This window comes from Salinimonas chungwhensis DSM 16280 (assembly GCF_000378185.1).
GTDB classification, from domain to species: Bacteria; Pseudomonadota; Gammaproteobacteria; order Enterobacterales; family Alteromonadaceae; genus Alteromonas; species Alteromonas chungwhensis.
In genome coordinates this window covers 206,651-227,195 of the sequence record NZ_KB899379.1, presented here as the reverse complement: position 1 = coordinate 227,195, position 20,545 = coordinate 206,651, and the positions used below count along the sequence as shown (strand labels likewise).

Annotated in this window: 17 protein-coding genes; 12 read left to right on the top strand and 5 right to left on the bottom strand. The window is 48.8% G+C overall.

The genetic code is table 11. The annotated features are described in order from the left end of the window. The first annotated feature begins 37 nt into the window (after positions 1-37). Complete coding sequence (locus tag F458_RS0109335; RefSeq protein WP_018983145.1) at positions 38-1,063, top strand: LacI family DNA-binding transcriptional regulator; 1,026 nt, start codon at positions 38-40, stop codon at positions 1,061-1,063. A 302-nt stretch (positions 1,064-1,365) separates the two neighbouring features. Here the strand turns inward: F458_RS0109335 and F458_RS0109330 are convergent, their stop codons facing one another. From F458_RS0109330 to F458_RS0109320, 3 genes are all read right to left on the bottom strand, one after another. Then, complete coding sequence (locus F458_RS0109330) at positions 1,366-2,112, bottom strand: SDR family oxidoreductase (RefSeq protein ID WP_018983144.1); 747 nt, start codon at positions 2,110-2,112, stop codon at positions 1,366-1,368. A gap of 9 nt (positions 2,113-2,121) precedes the next feature. Continuing rightward, entirely contained in the window at positions 2,122-2,700 is a 579-nt protein-coding gene (locus F458_RS0109325) for a thymidine kinase (protein WP_018983143.1), read from the bottom strand. A gap of 168 nt (positions 2,701-2,868) precedes the next feature. Then, complete coding sequence (locus F458_RS0109320; RefSeq protein ID WP_018983142.1) at positions 2,869-5,133, bottom strand: acyl-CoA dehydrogenase; 2,265 nt, start codon at positions 5,131-5,133, stop codon at positions 2,869-2,871. A gap of 257 nt (positions 5,134-5,390) precedes the next feature. On the opposite strand from F458_RS0109320, the gene F458_RS0109315 reads away from it, so the two are divergent. From F458_RS0109315 to F458_RS0109285, 7 genes are all read left to right on the top strand, one after another. Further along, entirely contained in the window at positions 5,391-7,715 is a 2,325-nt protein-coding gene (locus F458_RS0109315) for an efflux RND transporter permease subunit (protein WP_018983141.1), read from the top strand. Beyond that, complete coding sequence (locus F458_RS0109310) at positions 7,693-8,499, top strand: outer membrane lipoprotein-sorting protein (RefSeq protein WP_018983140.1); 807 nt, start codon at positions 7,693-7,695, stop codon at positions 8,497-8,499. The genes F458_RS0109315 and F458_RS0109310 overlap by 23 nt, the downstream gene beginning before the upstream one ends. A 4-nt stretch (positions 8,500-8,503) precedes the next feature. Further along, complete coding sequence (locus F458_RS0109305; RefSeq protein ID WP_018983139.1) at positions 8,504-9,700, top strand: hypothetical protein; 1,197 nt, start codon at positions 8,504-8,506, stop codon at positions 9,698-9,700. 26 nt (positions 9,701-9,726) lie between these two features. Next, positions 9,727-10,269 carry an outer membrane beta-barrel protein gene (locus F458_RS0109300; RefSeq protein ID WP_018983138.1) on the top strand — a complete coding sequence of 181 codons (543 nt, stop codon included), beginning with the start codon at positions 9,727-9,729 and terminating at the stop codon, positions 10,267-10,269. 95 nt (positions 10,270-10,364) lie between these two features. Beyond that, entirely contained in the window at positions 10,365-10,622 is a 258-nt protein-coding gene (locus F458_RS0109295) for a DUF3081 family protein (RefSeq protein WP_018983137.1), read from the top strand. 140 nt (positions 10,623-10,762) lie between these two features. Beyond that, entirely contained in the window at positions 10,763-11,689 is a 927-nt protein-coding gene (gene lpxL, locus F458_RS0109290; RefSeq protein WP_018983136.1) for an LpxL/LpxP family Kdo(2)-lipid IV(A) lauroyl/palmitoleoyl acyltransferase, read from the top strand. A gap of 81 nt (positions 11,690-11,770) precedes the next feature. After that, positions 11,771-12,364, top strand: coding sequence for a TcpQ domain-containing protein (locus F458_RS0109285; RefSeq protein ID WP_018983135.1), 594 nt, complete (start codon positions 11,771-11,773; stop codon positions 12,362-12,364). 41 nt (positions 12,365-12,405) lie between these two features. On the opposite strand, the gene glnE is transcribed toward F458_RS0109285, so the two are convergent. Further along, complete coding sequence (gene glnE / locus F458_RS0109280; RefSeq protein WP_018983134.1) at positions 12,406-15,258, bottom strand: bifunctional [glutamate--ammonia ligase]-adenylyl-L-tyrosine phosphorylase/[glutamate--ammonia-ligase] adenylyltransferase; 2,853 nt, start codon at positions 15,256-15,258, stop codon at positions 12,406-12,408. A gap of 137 nt (positions 15,259-15,395) precedes the next feature. Between glnE and F458_RS0109275 the strand changes: the two genes are divergently transcribed. After that, entirely contained in the window at positions 15,396-16,307 is a 912-nt protein-coding gene (locus F458_RS0109275; protein WP_018983133.1) for a DUF350 domain-containing protein, read from the top strand. On the opposite strand, the gene F458_RS19335 is transcribed toward F458_RS0109275, so the two are convergent. Continuing rightward, complete coding sequence (locus F458_RS19335) at positions 16,299-16,661, bottom strand: GIY-YIG nuclease family protein (protein WP_018983132.1); 363 nt, start codon at positions 16,659-16,661, stop codon at positions 16,299-16,301. The two genes, F458_RS0109275 and F458_RS19335, sit on opposite strands and share 9 nt — an antisense overlap. Before the next feature lie 23 nt (positions 16,662-16,684). Here F458_RS19335 and hldE point away from each other — a divergent pair, with 23 nt between their 5' ends. From hldE to F458_RS0109255, 3 genes are all read left to right on the top strand, one after another. Continuing rightward, entirely contained in the window at positions 16,685-18,115 is a 1,431-nt protein-coding gene (hldE, locus tag F458_RS0109265; RefSeq protein ID WP_018983131.1) for a bifunctional D-glycero-beta-D-manno-heptose-7-phosphate kinase/D-glycero-beta-D-manno-heptose 1-phosphate adenylyltransferase HldE, read from the top strand. 111 nt (positions 18,116-18,226) lie between these two features. Then, entirely contained in the window at positions 18,227-19,309 is a 1,083-nt protein-coding gene (locus F458_RS0109260) for an XrtA/PEP-CTERM system-associated ATPase (RefSeq protein WP_018983130.1), read from the top strand. 132 nt (positions 19,310-19,441) lie between these two features. Beyond that, complete coding sequence (locus F458_RS0109255) at positions 19,442-20,317, top strand: hypothetical protein (protein ID WP_018983129.1); 876 nt, start codon at positions 19,442-19,444, stop codon at positions 20,315-20,317. Positions 20,318-20,545: the final 228 nt, after the last annotated feature.

Sequence of the window (20,545 nt, the reverse complement as noted above, 5' to 3'; positions counted from 1 at the left end):
CTTCAATTGCGTGCGCTGAGATGACCCATTGAAATCTATGAATAAAAATAAGCTGACCTTAAAAGGGGTTGCTGATCTTATCGGTGTCTCCACCGCCACCATATCTAACGCGTTTAACCGTCCGGACCAGTTATCTGCGAAAAAACGCGAAGAAATTTTGGCGCAGTGTAAGAAAATTGGTTATCACGGCCCAAATAAAGCCGCCCAGATTTTACGTAAAGGCGAGTCAGGCATTGTCGCCTTGATTCTTGCCGATAGCATTGAGTATATGGTCAGCGATCCGGTAGCCAGTATGTTTATCAAGGGGGTTTCCCGGGTACTTAGTGAGCACAATAAGCACCTACTGCTATTTAGCGGTAACGAGGCCAGCATCCGAAATGTCAGCGACTTTGTAGATGGCTTTATCTGCTACGGCGCACCTCACAATAGGGCCCTTGCTGATGAACTAAAATCATTAGCCAAGGCTGTAGTCACCGTTGACTTTGATATTGACGGCCTGCCATCGGTAAATATTGATAACGAACAGGCGGCGTTTGATATCGCCAGTCAGACAATTGAGTCTGATGATAACATTGCGGTGCTGGGACTGAAGCTTATTGATGCCTCGCAAACTTGCCGGATCGACGGCCATGCTTTGCTTGAAGCCAGTACATCAATTTCCCATCGCCGCTTAAACGGGTATAAGCGCGCAGCGGCACAGCATGGCAAAAATATCGATAATCATCTGATCTGGCACATTCCTGAAAGCCAGGGGCATTATGCTAAAGAAGCGGCTGTACAGGCACTTGATAGCATTCCCAGACCAACCACCATAATGTGTATGAGTGATATCATAGCGCTCGAATTGCTGCAGGTGGCCCTGGCTAGAGGTATTCGCGTGCCGGATGAGCTGAAAATAACTGGTTTTGATGGAATCGAAGAAGCGGCCAGAACACGGCCACTTCTTACCACTGTCTGCCAGTCAAGTATCAACAAAGGTGAGCTGGCAGCCAGACAGCTGCTAAATCATTCGATGAGCAACGAAGTCCTTGCCTACGAGATCATCGCCGGAGAAACTGTCTAAGCATCGCCGGAACCAGGTTATAAGGTCAGTTACGGCCGTACGGTCACGCGCGCGGCGCTGGCATCTCGCATTTGCAGACCTGGTCGCCATAATAGTTGTTGTTGTAGTTACAGACCACCTGAACTGCCACCGACGGTGTTGTCGCGGGGTTCATTGTTGGTGATACTACTGAGAAAAACTTCTTGATGGTTTGCATTGCTCTTTCCTTAGCTGGATTACTGGTAATGGAGAGCTAGAGTATGCAATGCGCTGTGATTCGTTTAAAAGTATTAATTTCTATTGTATTAATCTTTATTTTAGATTTAACTCATTTTAGACAGAAAAGAAAGTGGGGCTACCCGCAAAAAGTAACGTGCAAACGCCCAGGGCCATGCTGGCACAAATGCATTGGCCGACTCTTTGTTAATGGCCTTTACCAGTGCCTTACACCCGGTTTCTGTATCAACCATAAAAGGCGCATTTTTTACTTTCTCATTAATCGCTGAACGGATGAATCCAGGGTGCACGGTGGTCACTTTGATCGGCGTATCCATTACATCAATACGGATACCTTCAGATAACGAGCTCAGGGCTGCCTTGGTGGCAGCATAAACGGTCAGGGCACGACGAAATCCGCGTAATCCGCTGACAGAGGAGACGGTAACCAAGTGACCGGCATTTTGTTTGCGAAAAATTTCCATCGCCGCTTCACACTGAGCCAACGCAGACACAAAGTTGGTAGTGGCAGTCTCCTTATTGGCTTTAAAGTGGCCAGTACCTATAGAGGCGCCTTTGCCCATCCCGGCGTTGACAATGATCCTGTCTAGGCCTCCCAGCTGTTCTGAAAAATGCTGAAAAACCTCAAAAACTGCATCGTGATCATTTACATCCAGTGTATGTGTACGAATTTTCAGTGTCCGATCAATCGCCAGGCATTCTTTGCGCAGCGACTCCAGGTGTTCTTCGCGTCTGGCGCAAAGCGCCAGATTGTGACCCCGGCGGGCGAATTCAATCGCCATGCCACGACCCAGGCCTGAACTGGCGCCGGTTATCAGTATATTACGTCTCATTGATTTTGATTAGTCCCATACCAGTTGTTTAAAATGTTTACGGCACATGGATTCGTAGCGATCGTTACCGCCAATCTGCACCTGATCACCGCATGTGACTGCTTCGCCATTATCATCAAGCCGCACCACAAAACTGGCTTTGCGGCCACAATGACAGACAGTTTTAAGTTCGGCTAATTTATCCGCCCAGGCCAGAAGATAGTGACTGCCGGCAAAGGTTTCACCCAGAAAGTCAGTGCGCAGGCCATACGCCAAAACCGGTATATCCAACTCATCCACCACCTCGACCAACTGGCGCACCTGAGCACGGGTCAGAAACTGCGCTTCATCAATAAATACGCAATGCAGCTTTTGTTGTCTATGTTGCATCATGACATTATCAAACAAATTGTCGGTGTCGCTGAACAGCCGGGCATCAGCCTGCAGGCCGATACGTGAGGCAACCTTGCCTGTGCCATAGCGATCATCCAATGCCGCTGTAAAGATAACGGTATTCATTCCCCGCTCGCGGTAATTGTATGCCGACTGAAGCAGCGCGGTAGACTTTCCGGCATTCATTGCCGAGTAATAAAAATAAAGCTGGGCCATGGTCGAATCGTTATTGTTATTGAACAGAAGCAGGAAAAAGCAATTCCTGAGATTGATTAGGAATCATTGTATCGAAGCTGCGCAAAGAAGTGTCAAAAATCTTATTATCAGAAGATATAAAAAAACAGGAGCATAATGCTCCTGTTTCTAAGGGGGCTTGAAGGGCGTTTATGCCGCTTCGTTCTTGCTGTTTTCCGGCTCAGGCGTGACATCCGGCATCGTTTCTTCCGGGGTCAGTAGCTCCAGATCAAAGGTGAATTCATCCACCCTTACCGCAAGTTTACGTTTTTCATTGTAATCATGCAGCTGCTCGGCTTCAGCGGCATTAATAACACCTTTCTCCTGCAGCTTATTCAGCGCATTTTCAAAAGAAACAAAAGGTACTACCGGCTCTTTACGCAACGCTTTTTGTACTTTGCTAAGCAGATGCGCTACCGCGTGCTTCGCTTTAAATGCCTGCTCATTAATGTCGTTGCCATCACCAGGTAATGTACGTACCAGATGAGTAAGCTGTGCCTTAATCGAACTGTCCTGCATAGAGGCAGTGGCCAGTTCGTTGACCAGTTTGTCTGAAATGCCACTTACACTGTTGCTGTAAGTATTCGTCAGAACACGCATCAGGCCACGGGTCGGCGTGTTCGGGAAATTATTGATGAAATCAACAATCGCCTGCTCCGCCTGCATCAGGCTCCACTGTATCGCATAATCAAAGAATGGCCGCGCCTGCTGGCGATCTTCAACTCGCTGCTCATAAAAGCGTATTGCCGCCATCGCGCCATACATGTAGCTCATGACATCGCCTAAGCGGGCCGACAACAATTCTGCTTTTTTCAGGTCTCCGCCCAAAACGGCCAGGGACAAATCAGCCAGCGGTGCCAGCTTGGCAGAAATGCTGTTCATCCGCTTTTCGTATTTGCGAACTTCAGGCAGCGCAGATTTAGCATCACGGGTAAATGGCAGGTAGCTCTGACCAATACTGCGCAGCGAATTTTTAACGCTGAAACTGATTGTCTTACGCAATACCTTATTAAACTCACCATCAGCGCTGCTATCATCGCTGTGAATCAAATCTACCATATCTTTGAGATACGGGTGGCAGCGCATTGCGCCCTGACCAAAAATCATCAGGTTACGGGTCAGAATATTAGCGCCTTCTACCGTAATCGCAATTGGCACGGCGCTGTAAGCACCCGCCAGAGTATTTTGCGGGCCACGCTGAATGGCCTTACCGGCCTGAATATCCATGGCTGAGTTGAGCACATCGCGGCCCAGCTCAGTCATGTGGTATTTCGCAATGGCCGTTACTACAGAAGGCTTCAGGCCCATGCCCAGACCTTCTGTGGTCAGAACTCGCATGGCTTCTAACAAAAAGGTTTTGCCAGCGATATCCGCCATCTTACCCTGAATACCTTCAAAGCGGCCAATAGGCAAACCGAACTGTTCACGTACATAGCTGTATTCAGCAGCGCCTTTAAATGAAGCCTGCGCAGTGGCGACGCCCATGGCCGGAAGGGAAATACCGCGACCAGCGCCCAGACAGCTCACCAGCATCTGCCAGCCGCGACCGATATTCTTCTGGCCGCCAATGATGAAATCCATAGGAATGAAAACATCTTTACCGCGGGTCGTGCCATTGTAAAAACGCTGGCCCATGGGATCGTGACGATTACCCAGCTCAACACCCGGATGGGTTTTTGGCAGCAACGCACAGGTAATGCCCAGCTCCTGTTTACCGCCCAGCAATCCTTCAGGGTCGTACACTTTAAATGCCAGACCCAATACGGTAGCAATGGGCGCCAACGTGATATAACGCTTATCCCAGGTTACCGATAAACCTACAACTTCTTCGCCATTCCACTGACCTTTGGTCACAATTGCTGCATCAGGAATACCGCCTGCATCTGAACCGGCCTCAGGGCTGGTTAATGCAAAACAGGGAATATCCTTGCCTACAGCCAGACGCGGCAGCCAGTAATCCTGCTGCTCAGAGGTTCCATAATGCATCAACAGTTCGCCCGGACCCAAAGAATTAGGCACCATAACGGTAACGGCAATGGCACCGCTGCGCGCAGCAATCGTTGCTACAACCGTTGAGTTGGCATAGGGACTAAATTCAAGACCACCAAATTTCTTTGGAATGATCATCGAGAAAAAACGATTTTCGCCCAGAAAATCCAGAATCTCCTGAGGAATGTGGGTGCTGTTGGCCAGCTCAAAATCGTCAATCATACCCAGTAATTCTTGTACCGGGCCGTCCATAAATGCTTTTTCGTCTGCACTTAGATCCGCTCTGGGGATTGCACGCAGTGCGTCCATATCAGGTTTACCCTGATAAATTGATGATTCGATCCAAATGTCACCGGCATCAAGTGCTTCCTGCTCGGTAACAGAAATTGGAGGAAGGACTTTTTTCAGACTTTTTCTAATACTCATATTAACTCATCCGCTCATCTGACCAGTTGTTTAAATGAAGTTTACATCAAATTTTGCAAAGATCAAATCAGGGTAAGAAAAATGTTAATAACTAACGCAGATGTAATCTTCATCGGTATAAACAGCGACAGTAAGAGGTGGGGCAGGGCGCAGGCTCATACCTATTGATAGGAATAAAAACCTCACTGCGGCTTATACTCGAGCGTGATTCTCGCTACACTAGGCAATGTTTTCTATTAACAAGAGCTCGCCTGTTCATGCAAAAACTGCCCGAATGGATGAAGTGGTGCCTGCACTCACCAAAACTTGCGATTCTGATATTTATTCTGCTTTGCTCTGTTACCGGGTGGGGCGCACAGAATCTTTATTTCCGCGGTGACTATAAAGTCTTCTTTGAACCAGATAATCCTCAGCGTAAAGCTTTTGAGGATATGCAGAACATATTCAATAAAAGTGAGAATGTCTCATTTTTGATTGTCCCCAAAGAGGACACGGTTTATCAGTCAGACACCTTTGAGCTGATTTATCAGCTTACTGAAGATGCCTGGCAATTACCGCTGTCAACGCGGGTGGAGTCTATCTCTAATTATCAGCATACCTATGCTGAAGATGAAGATCTGGTGGTAACGGATCTGGTGCGTGAGGGCCAATACGACAGCGACCATGTAAACTGGGTTAAAAATGTGGTGCAGAGTGTACCGGAAATTGACGGCCGCCTGGTCTCTGATACCGGCGACGTGGCAGTAATCAATGCCACTATCCAACTGCCAGACGGGGACCAGACCAAAGAAGTTATCGAAATAGCTGATTATGCCCGGGAGCTGCAGACCAAGTATGAGCAGGCTTTTCCTGATCATGAGATATACCTGACCGGCATGGTCATCATGAATGATGCGTTTGCGGTAGCTGCACAGGATGACGCGCAAACCCTCATCCCGTTAATGTTTGTTGTCATTACCATCATGATTGCGCTGCTTACCCGCTCTGTGGTCGCAGCACTGGCTACCCTGCTAATTGTTGGTTCCTGTATTGTAGTAACGATGGGGCTGGCCGGTTGGGCGGGTATCTTCCTAAGTACGGCAACCGTCAATGTGCCTACCATGGTCATGACTCTGGCAGTGGCCGATTGTATTCACGTCATCGTCAGCTTCCGCCAGTACGCCCGCCAGGGCATGGCTAAACACGAGGCGCTCACAGAAAGCCTGAGGGTGAATACCAAGCCGGTATTTATCACCAGTGCCACCACCGCCATCGGTTTTTTGATGCTGAATTTTTCAGCGGTACCGATTTTATCGGACCTGGGAAACATGACGGCCGTGGGTGTGATGTTTGCCTGTTTGTTTTCGCTGACCGTGCTACCAGCAATTCTAAACCTTGCGCCGTTGCGCGTCCCGACAGAAGCCGACACCACACATTCAAAATACTTACAAGCCAGTGAATGGATTTGCCGGCATTACCGCCGCATTCTGCCCATATCGGTTTTTGTGGTGGTGGTGGCGATGGTGGCTTCAACCAACAATGTGTTAAACGATATTGCGGTAAAATATTTCGATGATTCCAGCACTTTCCGTCAGGCGGTAAATGTGCAGGAAGAGACCATGGGCGGCATGTCTAACATCGACTTTGTGATTTACACCGAACAAGAGTACGGCGTTACTGATCCGGATGTGTTGCAAAAAGTAGACGCGTTTTCCACCTGGCTTAGCGTGCAGCCAGAAGTGCATCACGTTACCAGCTTCAGCGATACGATGAAGCGCCTCAATATGAACATGAATAACGATGCGCCTTCTGCGTACCGGCTTCCCGACACCCAGGAGGAGGCATCTCAGTATCTGTTATTATATGAAATGTCATTACCCTATGGGTTAGACCTCAATAACCAAATTGATATAAATAAATCTGCCGTCAGGGTCATAGCCGTATTAGATAACCTGGGTAGTAATGAATTTACGGAGTTCGAGCGTCGCGCCAAGGCCCAGTTTAAACAACTGGCACCGCAATTGCGTGTCGAAGCTGCCAGCCCACCGCTGATGTTTGCCCACATCGGCGCCCGCAATATGAAAAATATGGTGTGGGGTACGATACTGGCGCTGGTGTTAATTTCCGGTCTCATTATTATTGCCCTGCGCTCATGGCGACTGGGTCTGGTTAGTCTGATGACTAATCTGATCCCTGCCGGTATAGGCTTTGGTGTCTGGGGTATTTTGTCGGGGCAGATTAATATGGCCTTATCGGTGGTGCTGAGTATGACGATGGGAATTATCGTTGATGATACGGTACACTTTCTTTCAAAATACCAGCTCGCCAGGCATCGGGGGCAAAGTGTCAGAGAAGCGGTAGGTTATACTTTTGCCACTGTTGGACAGGCACTGGTAACCACAACTATCGTTCTGGCCGCAGGATTCGGTATTTTAATGTTATCCAGTTTCAGGTTAAATTCTGATATGGGTACATTAACCGTCATTATTATTGTTGCCGCATTGCTAGTAGATTTATTATTCCTGCCAGCATTTTTAATGTGGTTAGATCGCAAAAAAGAGCAGTCCAGAGGTGAGAAAGATGCAATATCTGAAACAAATTAACACCTGGTTTTTGTGTGTGGCGGTGACACTGGCCGCTCCGGTGTGGGCCGATGAGAAATCACAGAAGCAAGGTTTGAAAATTGCGCAGGAACGCAAAGACAGAGACCGTGGCTGGCAAAACAGTGTGGCAGAGATAACCATGATTTTGCGCAACGCCAGTGGTCAGGAAGCGACCCGCGAAATGCGCGTGGATAGTCTGGAAATGCAAGAGGACGGGGATAAGGCCCTCACTGTCTTTGAATCGCCCCGGGATGTCAGCGGCACTGCATTTTTAAGCTTTTCCCATGCTATGGAGCCGGATGAACAATGGATCTACCTGCCAGCCATTAAACGGGTAAAACGAATCGCCTCACGCAATAAGTCCGGCCCGTTTATGAGCAGCGAATTTGCATTTGAGGACATGACCTCTTTTGAGGTGGAAAAATTTAATTATGACTTCCTGCGCGAGGACACGTATCAGGGTGATAAGGTTTATGTCATTGAGCAAATTCCCCAGGATGAATTCTCTGGCTACTCAAAACAAATTGTGTGGATCGATCAGGAACATTATCGCGTGCGCAAGGTTGATTTTTTCGACCGCAAAGGCGATGAGCTGAAAACCCTGGAGTTTGAAGACTATGAAAGTTACGAGGTCGACGGCAAAACATTCTGGCGGCCCAAACGCAGCTACATGTTCAATCACCAGACTGGCAAATCGACGGAACTTATCACCGATGAATTAGTGTTTAAACAAGACCTTGATGAATCGGATTTTGATAAAAACAGTTTACGCAGAGCACGTTAATCGCATGAGTAAACCAAAGATAACCCTATTGGCAGCGCTGGTCGCTGCCTCTTTTTCTTCTCAGGCCGAAGTGGAGCTTGGCGGTAGTACTGCGTTTGAAGGCCGTTACTTCCTGCAGGATGCCGCGTATCCGGGCCAGCCCCGCACACAGGTATCCGTTGCCATCGAGCCAGAAGCCTACACCGAGTGGAATGATGGACAGGATAGTCTGTTGTTCAGGCCGTTTGCCCGGCTGGATAACCGGGATGACGAACGTACTCACTGGGATATCCGTGAGCTACAATGGCTTCATGTAGCCGATGAGTGGGAATCCCGAGTGGGTATTGGCAAAGTGTTTTGGGGGCAGACCGAATCTTTACACCTGGTGGATATCATCAATCAGACTGATATGGTTGAGCATGTAGACGGTGAAGACAAACTCGGACAGCCTATGGTCAACTTTACCACCTACGGCGACTGGGGTACGGCATCTGCTTACATCCTTCCCTATTTTCGTGAGCGGACCTTTCCGGGGATGGATGGCCGGTTACGTCCACCCATTCCCATAGTCAGTGATCGTGCTCAATACGAATCGGATGCTGAACAAAATCATATTGATTATGCCCTGCGGTACCAGAACAGCTTTGGCGCGTATGAAGTTGGCTTGTCATATTTTAATGGCACGACCCGCGAGCCCGAGTTAAGTGTTGCCCAGGACGACATTACTAATCCGTTCGTGGTGCCTTACTATGCGCAAATTCAGCAGTTCGGTGTCGATCTGCTCAAGGTTCAGGGCGCCTGGCTGCTGAAGTTTGAGGGGATTTATCGTGAGGGCCAAAGCGAAGATTTTGCAGCTGCGGTGGCAGGCTTTGAGCGCACCACTGTCGGTGTGCTGGGCACCAATCACGATCTTGGCTTTCTGATGGAATATCAGTACGATGAGCGGGAAAACAATTTTTTCAGCACCGGTCAGAATGACTTAATGGCAGGGGTGCGGTGGTCGTTCAACGATATCGATGGTACCGAGGTACTGGCAGGCTTTGTTCAGGACCTGGATGAAGCCAGCACCTATAATGCGTTTTTAGAAGCTTCCAGTCGCATCACTGACAGCTGGCGCTGGAAGGTCGATGCCTATTTGTTCTCTTCGGATGATAATATGGACACCTTCTTTTTTATGCGTCGTGATGACCATCTGCAGGTTACGCTCGAATATTTCTTCTAACTCTACTTCACGCGGTAAAATGAGCCATGAAAAAAATAGGGATAGGCGCATTGCTAACAATCGCCAGCCTGAATGTACAGGCAACGGAAAAGCTTTATGGCATAGCCGGGGCTGGTTATTCTGAAGCCGACTATGAAAATGCCGAAGCCAGTAGTGAAAACTTTTATCTGGCACTAGGCCACGAGTTTGCGCCCAAATGGTATGTTGAGGCGGGCTATAAAAGATTGTTTGACGAGCAAACTGAGACAGCGGATATTAAAGGCGATGCTTTGTATCTGGCTGTATTGGGAAAAGCCGGTAGCAGAAGCGGTGAATTGTTCTATAAGCTGGGTGTGATGCGCGCTGATATCAGTGGTTTTCGCACGCCGGAAGGGGACTGTGAGGGGACCATGACGGCCCCTGGCCGGTGCATGTTCGACGAAGGTGTAATTGCGGGTATGGCCGGTTTAGGCTTTGATTTTCATGTGGGCATAAATAGCATGATTCGCGTGGAGTACGAGTATATTCACGGCGAGAAAGATCTGTCCGCCAACATGATAAATATCGGTTATCGCTATAATTTTAATTAATCGCCCGGGCACACGGCGCTAATATTGTGAAAATTAAACTTTACCTGAAGCTATGTGGTATCAATAGGTAAACCAAATAAGGGGTACTGATATACATGAAGAATGAGTTGGATAATACGTTTATACTTCGCGTGTTCGACAAAATTCGTCAGTTCGGGACTAAACAGGATGACCGGTATGAACTAAACGGTATCACGGCGTTCACCGATATGGATGGGTATACGCTGTTCATTGAAGATATTAAAGTAAAGTTGCAATACGGGTTTCACAACCAGTATCACTATGACTACGAAGACGACGAGCACGTTAAACAGTTTACAAAAAAGCTAAAAGAAATAGACGAAGAATATTGATTTTGACCGCGTTATGACAACGAAACAAACAACCCGCCATCAGGCGGGTTGTTTGTTTCCGGGCCTGGTTATGTCACCTATATTGGTATCCGCAACAAGTATGGGTACAATAGCCAAAAATTTTTTCAGGTAGTTAAGCGTTGTCGGCAATTAAACCTCCCTCTTTCAAGCTTGCGTTTCTCGGGCCCCGCTACTGGCTGGTGTGGGTCGGTGTGGTTATCTTATATCTGCTGATCTGGTTGCCTTTTCCGGTTATTCGCTGGCTGGGCAGTGGCGCGGGCCGGTTAATAGGGCTTATCGTACCTAAGCGGGTAAAGGTGGCGCGACGAAATATTCAGCTTACCTGGCCATCCATGTCAGACGAGGACATCGAGCGACTGACTCGCGAGAATGTGCGCCGTGCCGGTATGGCGCTGTTTGAAACTGCCATGGGCTGGTGGTGGCCAGGCTGGCGTATCAAACGCCATTTTACATTAGAAGGTTATGAACATGTTGAGGCCGCGCTGGCCCAGAATAAAGGGGTTTTTGGTCTGGCCCTGCACAATATGAATCTTGAGTTTGCCTGCCGGGGAGTCGGCTACACCCACCCTTCCATTGCATTTTATCGAAAGCACAACAACCCGCTTATTGATTATCTGCAATATCATGGCCGCGCGCGATCGAATAAATACATGATCCACAAGCGCAATGCCCGTGCTCTTATCAACGCCCTGGACGCCCGGGAATTGTGTTTATATTTGCCCGATCAGGATTACGGACGTTCACAGAGTATTTTCGTTCCGTTTGGCGGCGTAAAAGAAACAGCGACATCCACGGCTACGCTTATGTTTGCCCGTCGCGCGAACTGTGTACCTATGATTTTTACATCGCAGTACACAAAAAAAGGCTATAAAGTAAAAATATATCCGGCCATGCCGGAGTTAGCGACGCTGGATGAACGGGAGGCGCTGACCCGTTTGAATCAAAAGGTGACCGAAATTGTCAGTGAGCAGCCCGAAAGTTATCTGTGGATGCACAAACGATTTAAAACACGTCCCCATAAAGATGATCCCTCGTTGTACAATTAATCAAGGTTAGAGGCTTTGATAGCATCAGGCACAATGAATCTTTTACTATCAAGGTGCAACATGCCCACGGAAGAAGTATAAATGGCGAAGAAAACGTATTCGGGTAAACGATTCTGGGCCCGCCAGTTCGCGGTGGCAGTGGTGCTTGTGCTACTGGCAGCCGCGCTTATTTACTGGCAGCAAAACAACGTTGATGAAACCGAAACCCGTAGTGTTTCAAAAGGTCTCAGTGATTTTTATGAGCAGTTCAAGCAGGGACCCGAGATTGAGGAAGAACCCACGGAGGGTGATTTTGTTATAGACCTCAATGGTACTGACACACCGCTTGAAACACGTCTGGAGACCATGGCCAGCGAACTGCGGCCGGTACAGCGCAACTGGGTAGGAGAGCACAGACACCGCTCGTTTAAAGCCGGCAGTACCCTGCGCGAGGCTATCTCCGGTTATGCTGAAAAAGAGGGCGTTCAGATTATCTGGGATTTAAATCAGGATTTTGTTATCAAGCATCATTTTCAGATGGACGATACCCTGGTAGGGTCACTGGAAAAAATAGCCGCTGCTATCGACAGTAATTTCAGCAATGATGTGCAGACCTTTGTTTGCCCCGGTGAACGTACTATGGTTATTACCGCTAAGTCATCTGAATATCTTGATGAAAATTGTCGGCAGCGCTAGCTGCCCACGTCATGAAAGATGTTACCGGCTGTGAGCGTCAGCTATGACTCCAGCACGTCCTGCCAGATCCGTTTCACGTTCGCACGGAGGGTTTCCAACTGTTCAGATTGCTCAGCAAGTTTGTCATCGGCTAAGGTTAGCTGATGGTATTGCTCACGTAGTGACTGATACGCGCTCACCAGCGCCTCACAGCGCCGCGAATCAATAAGCCCAAGATTCATAGCATTGTTAAGTATTCGGGTATTATCCGTGTAGTCTGTCAATGCAGTATATTCACTGGCATACGCCAATACCCAGTACTGACTGAGAAACTCGATATCCGCAATCCCCCCTACACATTGTTTCAAATCAACGGTATCACGGGTCCCGGCGTCCAGGTGCCCGCGCATTTTTTCGCGCATAGATACGACCTCACTGCGCAATGCCGCTTTATCCCGAGAGCGGGTAAGAATATCGTGACGCACCCGATGGAAAATAGTTAACAACTGTTGATCACCGGCTACGCCCCGGGCGCGCACCAACGCCTGATGTTCCCAGGTCCATGCCTGTTGCTGCTGATAACTTTCAAAACCGTCGATATGGCAGCACAACAGGCCGGCAGACCCGGACGGGCGCAATCGTAAATCGGTTTCGTACAGCTGTCCGAACAGCGTATTTGTATTGAGCAGATGCATAATGCGCTGGGCAAGTTTGATATAAAACTGCTGCGCGCCGACTTTACGCGCCCCGTTGGTAGAGGAGGTTTTTGGCGCATTGTGCACAAACACCAGGTCCAGATCAGAACCATAGCCCAGTTCGTAACCCCCTAACTTTCCATAGCCAATTACAGCAAACCCCCGGGCGTCGCCGGTCAGGTGTTCGGGCACGCCAAAACGCTGGGAGACTTGTTCCCAGGCCTGATAAATGATGGTATCCAGCATGACTTCAGCCAGCACCGTAAGTTTATCGCTGACTTTGACCACCGGCAGAGAGCCGCTGATATCCGAGGCGGCAATACGTAACTGCTGACAAAGCTTAAACTGGCGGCAGGAGTCCATTGTCAGCTCAACATCGTCCGGATCAATACGCAAAAGCTGCTGACGCAACTCATCTTCGTATTCACGGCGGCTTTCCTGCAAGCTGGTATTTTGTTGTTCAAGGTATAACGGTGTTAACAACTCATCCAGCAGTAACGGAAAACGCTGAATCTGTTTGGCAATCCATTCACTGCGTTTGCACAATTTTACCAGCTGATTGAGTACATCAAGATTTTCCAGCAGCAAGTTCAGATAGGTGGTGCGACCGGTGATTGCTCTGATCACATCCAGTACCCTGGGCATCACCCGATGAATATGATTGGGGCTGGTTTCTATCAGGGTATGCAGCAATTCGGGCATCAGTTCATCCAGCGTTCGCTGGCCGCGCTCACCAATGCGAAACTGTCGCAGATTGGCGCGAAACTCCATCAGCTGTTCATAAATGGCGTTGGCGTTCTCATCGTCCATATAGGGCGCCAGCAATCCACATAACTCTTGTCTGTCCATATCTACCTGCCAGGCATCGTTACACAGATGAAACAGGGAGTCTTCATGGGAATGGGTTTGCTGATGCTCCTCTACCAAATCATTGAACTGCGCGTGTACTTCCTCCATACGCTGCAGCAATTCCGCGTAAAATGTGTCATAACAGGCAAAGCCCATGACCTTGCAAATGACCGCCTGCGACCAGTCATCCTCCGGCAGGGTCTGGGTTTGCTCATCATTGAGCTGCTGGAGGGTGTGCTCAAGCTTACGCAGGAAACAGTAATGACCATAGAGCTGGCGAATGGTATCTGGCTCAATAATCTCCAGATCCCCCAACGCATGCAAAGATTGTTTCAGGTTGGGTGACTGCAGCGCGGGTTCGCGGCCGCCATGGATCAGCTGAAAACTCTGGGTGAAAAACTCTATCTCGCGAATACCTCCCGCACCCAGCTTAATATTATCCTTTAAGCCCCGGCGTCTTATTTCCCGGTTGATCAGCCCTTTCATGTGACGCAGCGCATCAATAGTGGTGAAATCCAGATAACGGCGAAAGGTAAACGGCCGTAAAATATCTGACAGTTCATCCACGTAAGGCGAGGCAGGGGTAATTGGCCGGGCCTTTATCATGGCAAAGCGTTCCCAGCTGCGACCCTGTTCCTGATAATAATCTTCCAGGGCCGCAAAATGTGTAACCAGAGGCCCGCTGTCGCCAAAAGGACGCAACCGCATATCCACTCTGAATACTTGTCCGTCGGCGGTAACAGTGTTCAGGGCAGAAATTAATTTTTGCGCCAGCCGGTTAAAAAACTGCTGGTTTTCAACCTGCTTTCGGCCGCCTTCTGTTTCGCCCCTATAGGGGTAGCAAAAAATCAGGTCGATATCCGATGAAAAGTTCAGTTCCCGGCCACCCAGTTTACCCATACCCAGGATGATCATCGGTTGTGGGCCGTGAGGGCCGGCGGGTTTGCCGTAGCGTTCGCTCAGATGACTATAAAGCCAGTCATAGGTACCCAGAATTAACGCATCTGCCAGGGCTGAGACCCGCGTTACAGAAGTTTCAATATCCTGATTATTCAGCAGATCAGCAATGGTGATTGCCGCCATCTGAGCATTTCTGAAAGTGCGTAATACCCGCATCAGTTGCTCTTCAGTTTTAACCTGAGCCAGTTGCCCGGCAAGTTGGGCTGGGTAATCTTCACCGCTAACTTCGCCGTCTATAATTGTTTGGGGCGCGTCGTTTTCAAAACAGCGCTGCAAAAACTCACTAAGCCCGGCTAATTTGTGCGCAGGTTCATTTGTGTCGAGGACTGCATCATTGTTAACGGCATTTTTCTGCCAGAAAGCCTCGGCTTTTTCCCTGATAATCCTGTTCATCTGCTCTTGCGTAGGCATAATACACGACCTGTGAGTGACAGCCTGTTTTTTATTATGCAGGCTGATTGCTAAAAAATAATGAGTCCGAGTCTGTCATATCCTGTGACGAGGCTCCAGCGACATACAATTAGTACACGCTAAGAAAGGGAACCGAGATGGATACGCTGGTCAAATTAGTGCCGCTCCCCCGGGATTTATGGGTTTACCTGGTAATTGACCTGGCTCTGGCCCTGCTGTTACTGGTACTGCTGAAATGGGTGGCAGGTTTATTACGCAAAGGGTCAGTCACCGATGAACTGGCGGTCAAAGATAATTTTGCCTTCGGCATCAGCATTGCCGGTGGCATGCTTTCGTTATGTATTGTGCTGGGCTCAGTGGTAGGCAGACACGTGGGGCAGGGCTTTGAATCCGCAGCCTCCGGCATGGTGAGCTTTGGTATAATCGGGATTGTGCTGGTTAACTTCGGGCGCTTTGCCCACGATAAGCTGGTTCTGAACCGGGTGGATACCCGCGCGCTCATTAGCGACCGGAGTGTCAGCATCGCCATGGTGGATGCGGCCAGTCTGATAGCCAGCGCCATTATCTTGCGCAGTATGGTGTTGTGGGTTGATGGCAGTGACATGAACGCCATGATAGCGATAACCACCGGATTCACCGTGGTTCTCACTATTTTGATCTTTATGACCCGAATCTATGAGGTACGCTACGCCCGGGACAATCAGAATGACTCATTTCAGGGCGCGCTGCAAAAAGGACAGTTAGCCCTGGCTGTAGAGCATGCCGGTAATCTGCTGGGAACCGCACTTATTGTTGCATCAGCCCGCCATCTGCTTAATTACCACCCTGACGGATATGTCAGTAATGTTACCGGCTGGCTGATTGTCAGCGTAGTATTGTCACTGGCGCTTTATATTCTGGTTAATGCCAGTAAAAAACTGATTTTGTGGGGCCTGGATTATCGGCAGGAAGTCGATAAACAACATAACATTGGCGTGGCCTGCCTGGAGTTTTGTCTGACCCTGGGTATCGCACTGATTGTTAATGGTATTTTAGAGTTTTTATCCTAACAAAAAATCGCGGGTAACAATTTTGACCGCAGGCTGACCAATAATCTCGAAGTGCCCGGCAATGACCGCCAGTTTGTCGCTGCGGGGCAGCTTTTTTATGGTTCGCTCCAGCTTTAGTGCGGTGGAATGGTCAGCAACCTGTAATACCAGTCTGAACACCAGCGGCCCTTTACCTTTTAATGAACGGGCCCCGCCACTTAGACTACCGCTGTGCTGACGCAGGCGTCGCGCGGGATCGGTGGTGATGCCGGTATAAAGCTGATTGAGCCGGTTTTGCACAATGTACACATGCCATAGCGATGGCGGGCTGTCCTCATTTTCCCTCAAGGCTGATATACTCGTGGCCAATTTCATTTCTTACTGCTGAACGTCTTACCATGATTCTACCAGATTTTAAAAATGCCAATGTGTTGATTGTCGGCGATCTCATGCTCGATCGTTACTGGGGCGGTAGTACCGGCCGAATCAGCCCCGAAGCCCCTGTCCCCGTGGTCAATGTAAATAGCAGCGAAGATCGGCCCGGTGGCGCGGCAAATGTTGCCATTAATGCAGCGATGCTGGGGGCCAGGGTGAGTTTACTGGGCTTATGCGGTGACGATGACAACGCCACGATTTTAAGACAGCGCCTCGACTCGTTCGGGGTAAACTGTCATTTCACCAGCGTAGCCGAGCGTGACACCATTACCAAACTCAGGGTGATGAGTCGTAATCAGCAACTGCTGCGTCTGGATTTTGAAAAGTCTTTTGCTGATATCGATAAATCTGCCATGGTGACGCAATTCAATACCTTACTGGCTGACGCCGATATCGTCATTTTATCGGATTATGCGAAAGGCGCGTTGGCCCAGCCAGAACCTCTCATAGAAGCGGCCCGGGCGGCAAAAAAAGTGGTGGTAGTAGATCCTAAAGGCACAGACTTTGCTAAATATAAAGGCGCTACGATGATCACGCCGAATATGAGTGAGTTCTGTGCGGTGGCTGGCGAGCCCGGCAATGAAGACGATCTGGCCCAACGCGCCCATCAGATGAAAAATGACCTGATGCTTGATGCGCTTTTGCTAACCCGCTCAGAAGCGGGCATGACGCTGTTTGAAAGTCACCGTGATGCCTTTCATCTGCCGGCCAAAGCTAAGGAAGTGTTTGATGTAACCGGTGCCGGCGATACCGTCATTTCTACACTGGCAGTGGCCTATGCCGCAGGAGCCAGCCTGCAAGACGCCTGCAGACTGGCGAACATTGCAGCCAGCATTGTGGTGGGCAAACTGGGCACCTCCACCGTGACCGCCACTGAGCTGGCAGTGGCCATGCAAGAGCAGCATAAAAATAACGACGCCGGTGTGATGAGTGAAGACCAGATGGCCATCGCCATTGAACAGGCGAAAAAGCGGGGTGAGCGGGTGGTTATGACCAACGGCTGTTTTGATATTCTGCACGCCGGTCATGTGTCCTATTTACAGGCTGCCGCGAAGTTAGGCGACAGGCTGATTGTGGCGGTTAACGATGATGCGTCGGTGACCCGACTTAAAGGCCCTGGTCGTCCGGTGAATAATGTTCAGCGCAGAATGGCAGTACTGGCAGGGTTGGCGGCGGTAGACTGGGTTATTCCATTTAGTGAGGATACACCGCAGCGCGTCATAAGCCGCCTGTTGCCGGATATTCTGGTTAAAGGTGGCGATTATCAGGTAGAGCAAATTGCCGGCGGCGAAGAAGTGATAGCCAATGGCGGCAGTGTGAAAGTGCTGCACTTTGAAGAGGGTGTCTCAACGACCGCGATCATCGAACAGATTGTGGGTCACAACGGTGAATAACCTAAGACATCGAATACATAATTAGTTGAGTGCAATATATAGTCGCCGGCCAGTGTTTACGCTAAGCTAAGACACGTTCGTGCACTTAACCAGAAGTATAGCGGTAATTCCATGTATGAAAGTTATTACGGGCTGGATTCCAAACCTTTCCAGCTAACACCGGATCCTGATTTTTTCTTTGCCAGTCGCTGGCACAAGCGCGCTATGTCTTACCTGCAATATGGTTTGTCACAGGCCGAAGGCTTTATTGTAATCACCGGCGATATTGGTACCGGTAAAACAACCATTGCTAATTCTCTGGTGGCCGAGATTGAAGATGACATTGTGGTGGCCCACATTGTGACACCCAAACTCTCGCCGGACGAGCTGGTTAAAATGGTGGCTTCTAAATTTGGCCTGGATGTGGCTGGCCAAACCAAGGCAGATATTCTCAAAGCACTGGAAGTCTTTTTGTACGACCTGAGTAAAACCGGCCGGCGTGCGTTGCTGCTGGTGGACGAAGCACAGAACCTGCCGCTGGAAACCATCGAAGAGCTACGCATGCTCTCCAACTTTCAGGAATTTGGGAAGCCTTTGCTACAAAGCTTCTTGCTTGGACAGGAAGAGTTGCAGCCGATTTTGCGGGCGCCCAATATGGAGCAGTTCCGTCAGCGTATTGTGGCCTCTTGCCATCTGGCCCCACTGACCCTTGATGAAACTAAAGAGTACATTGAGTTTCGTTTGCATCATGCTGGCTGGAACGGCAGTACGCTGTTTAATGATGATGCATATAGCCGCATCTATCATTTCACCCGGGGTGTACCGAGAAAAATTAATACACTGATGGATCGTATTCTGCTGTTTGGATTTCTGGAAGAGCTGGAAACGCTTGACGGTGATGCGGTCGATGGCGTTATCAACGAAGTCAGTGAGGAAATGTTTTTACCAGAAACTGACAGTGAAAATGAGCAGGAAGAGGATGCTGATCAGTATGAAGCGTCTGTAGGTACCGGCGTTCCTCATAAGCCAAAGAAAAAGCTGGTAACCCCCAATGGCAATGAAATCCAGGATGCCGAATATTATAAAGCCATGTTGGGTGAATTGGTGGACGCACTGGATGATGCTATCAGTCACAAAGTGAAGCTGACCCAATATATCGACAAATTGCTAAAGAAAAAGTACCAGACTTATGTTCGTCTTAAAGAAGACGATTAGTGTCAGTATAATTTACAGTCGATGTAGTAATAAATATAAAAGCGCATATGAAACAATGGGTTAAATGTTGGCCCGTCTTATGCTGAAGAATTTCTGACCATTGTTAAGGTAATAATGGAGTAGGAGTTTTTTATGAGACTAATTAATAAAGCGTTACTCAGTACAGTATTACTGTCCGGGGCCTGGGGTGCGCAGGCTGCAATGTGCTCTACCAGTGATGTGAAGATAAACGAAGTTCAGGTCCTGGACGGTAGTCCCGTGACGGTGCTTTCTACTCCATATGAAGCAACATCTTGTCTGGGGGCGTTCGATGGCAATAATAGCGCCTTTTCGCTACCTCAGGAAAACCTTGGCTACAAGGATGATGGCTGGTTAAACATCGACAGCTACAATAGCTGGTGGAACACGCCAGGCGCCTTTGTTGAACAAAACGAATTACAGGACTTACAGGGACTGGGTGACATTGATCCGGGCTGGATTTATGTAGGCAAGGCCGAAGGCGACTTTTCATTTGAAGGCGCTACAATGAACGGTCAGGACACCTCATACACATTTATAGACAGTTTGCTGAGCATTTCTAACTGTCAGGATAAGAATGGTAGCGTTACAAGTTGTGGTAATGATGCGGTCAAAGGAGAATTCAGCTGGAATCCACCTGCGACGAATCCGGATGCACTGATGGAACTGCTTGGCGGGGAATTTTTTGACAAAGTAGGGATCATTTTTAAAGCTGCTAATCAATTCGCGATGTATGAATTTGATTTAAAAGCATTGGGACTGGACCCGGTCTTTGAAGATGATTTCAACTATGCATTTAATGGTACGTGGGATCTCAGTGGAACGCTGATAAATAACGGGGGAAATCCTGCCGGGCTGTCAAACGTTTCTGTGTGGGCCAGAGATCCTATTGCAGTTGCCTCTGTTCCGGCACCTACTACTTTTCTATTAGTTTTATTTGGTTTAGTACTGGTAATGAGCAGACGGTTATTGCATAATGCCTGCGAGTAATAAAAAGTCTCAGGAGTGAGGCTTAAGAATTATAAATTCCATATTCCAAATATTTATAGCGGGCAATAGCTCGCTATTTTTTTATGTGTAGGAAACCCCGGCTATCATCCTTAAGAACCAGGGTCACACACAATCCCATATTCCAACCAAGTACTTGCAAGCACCAGGCCAAAATAGTCAAATCTCAAAAAATCTGAGCTATTTTTCTAACTCACTGTTTTTATTTCA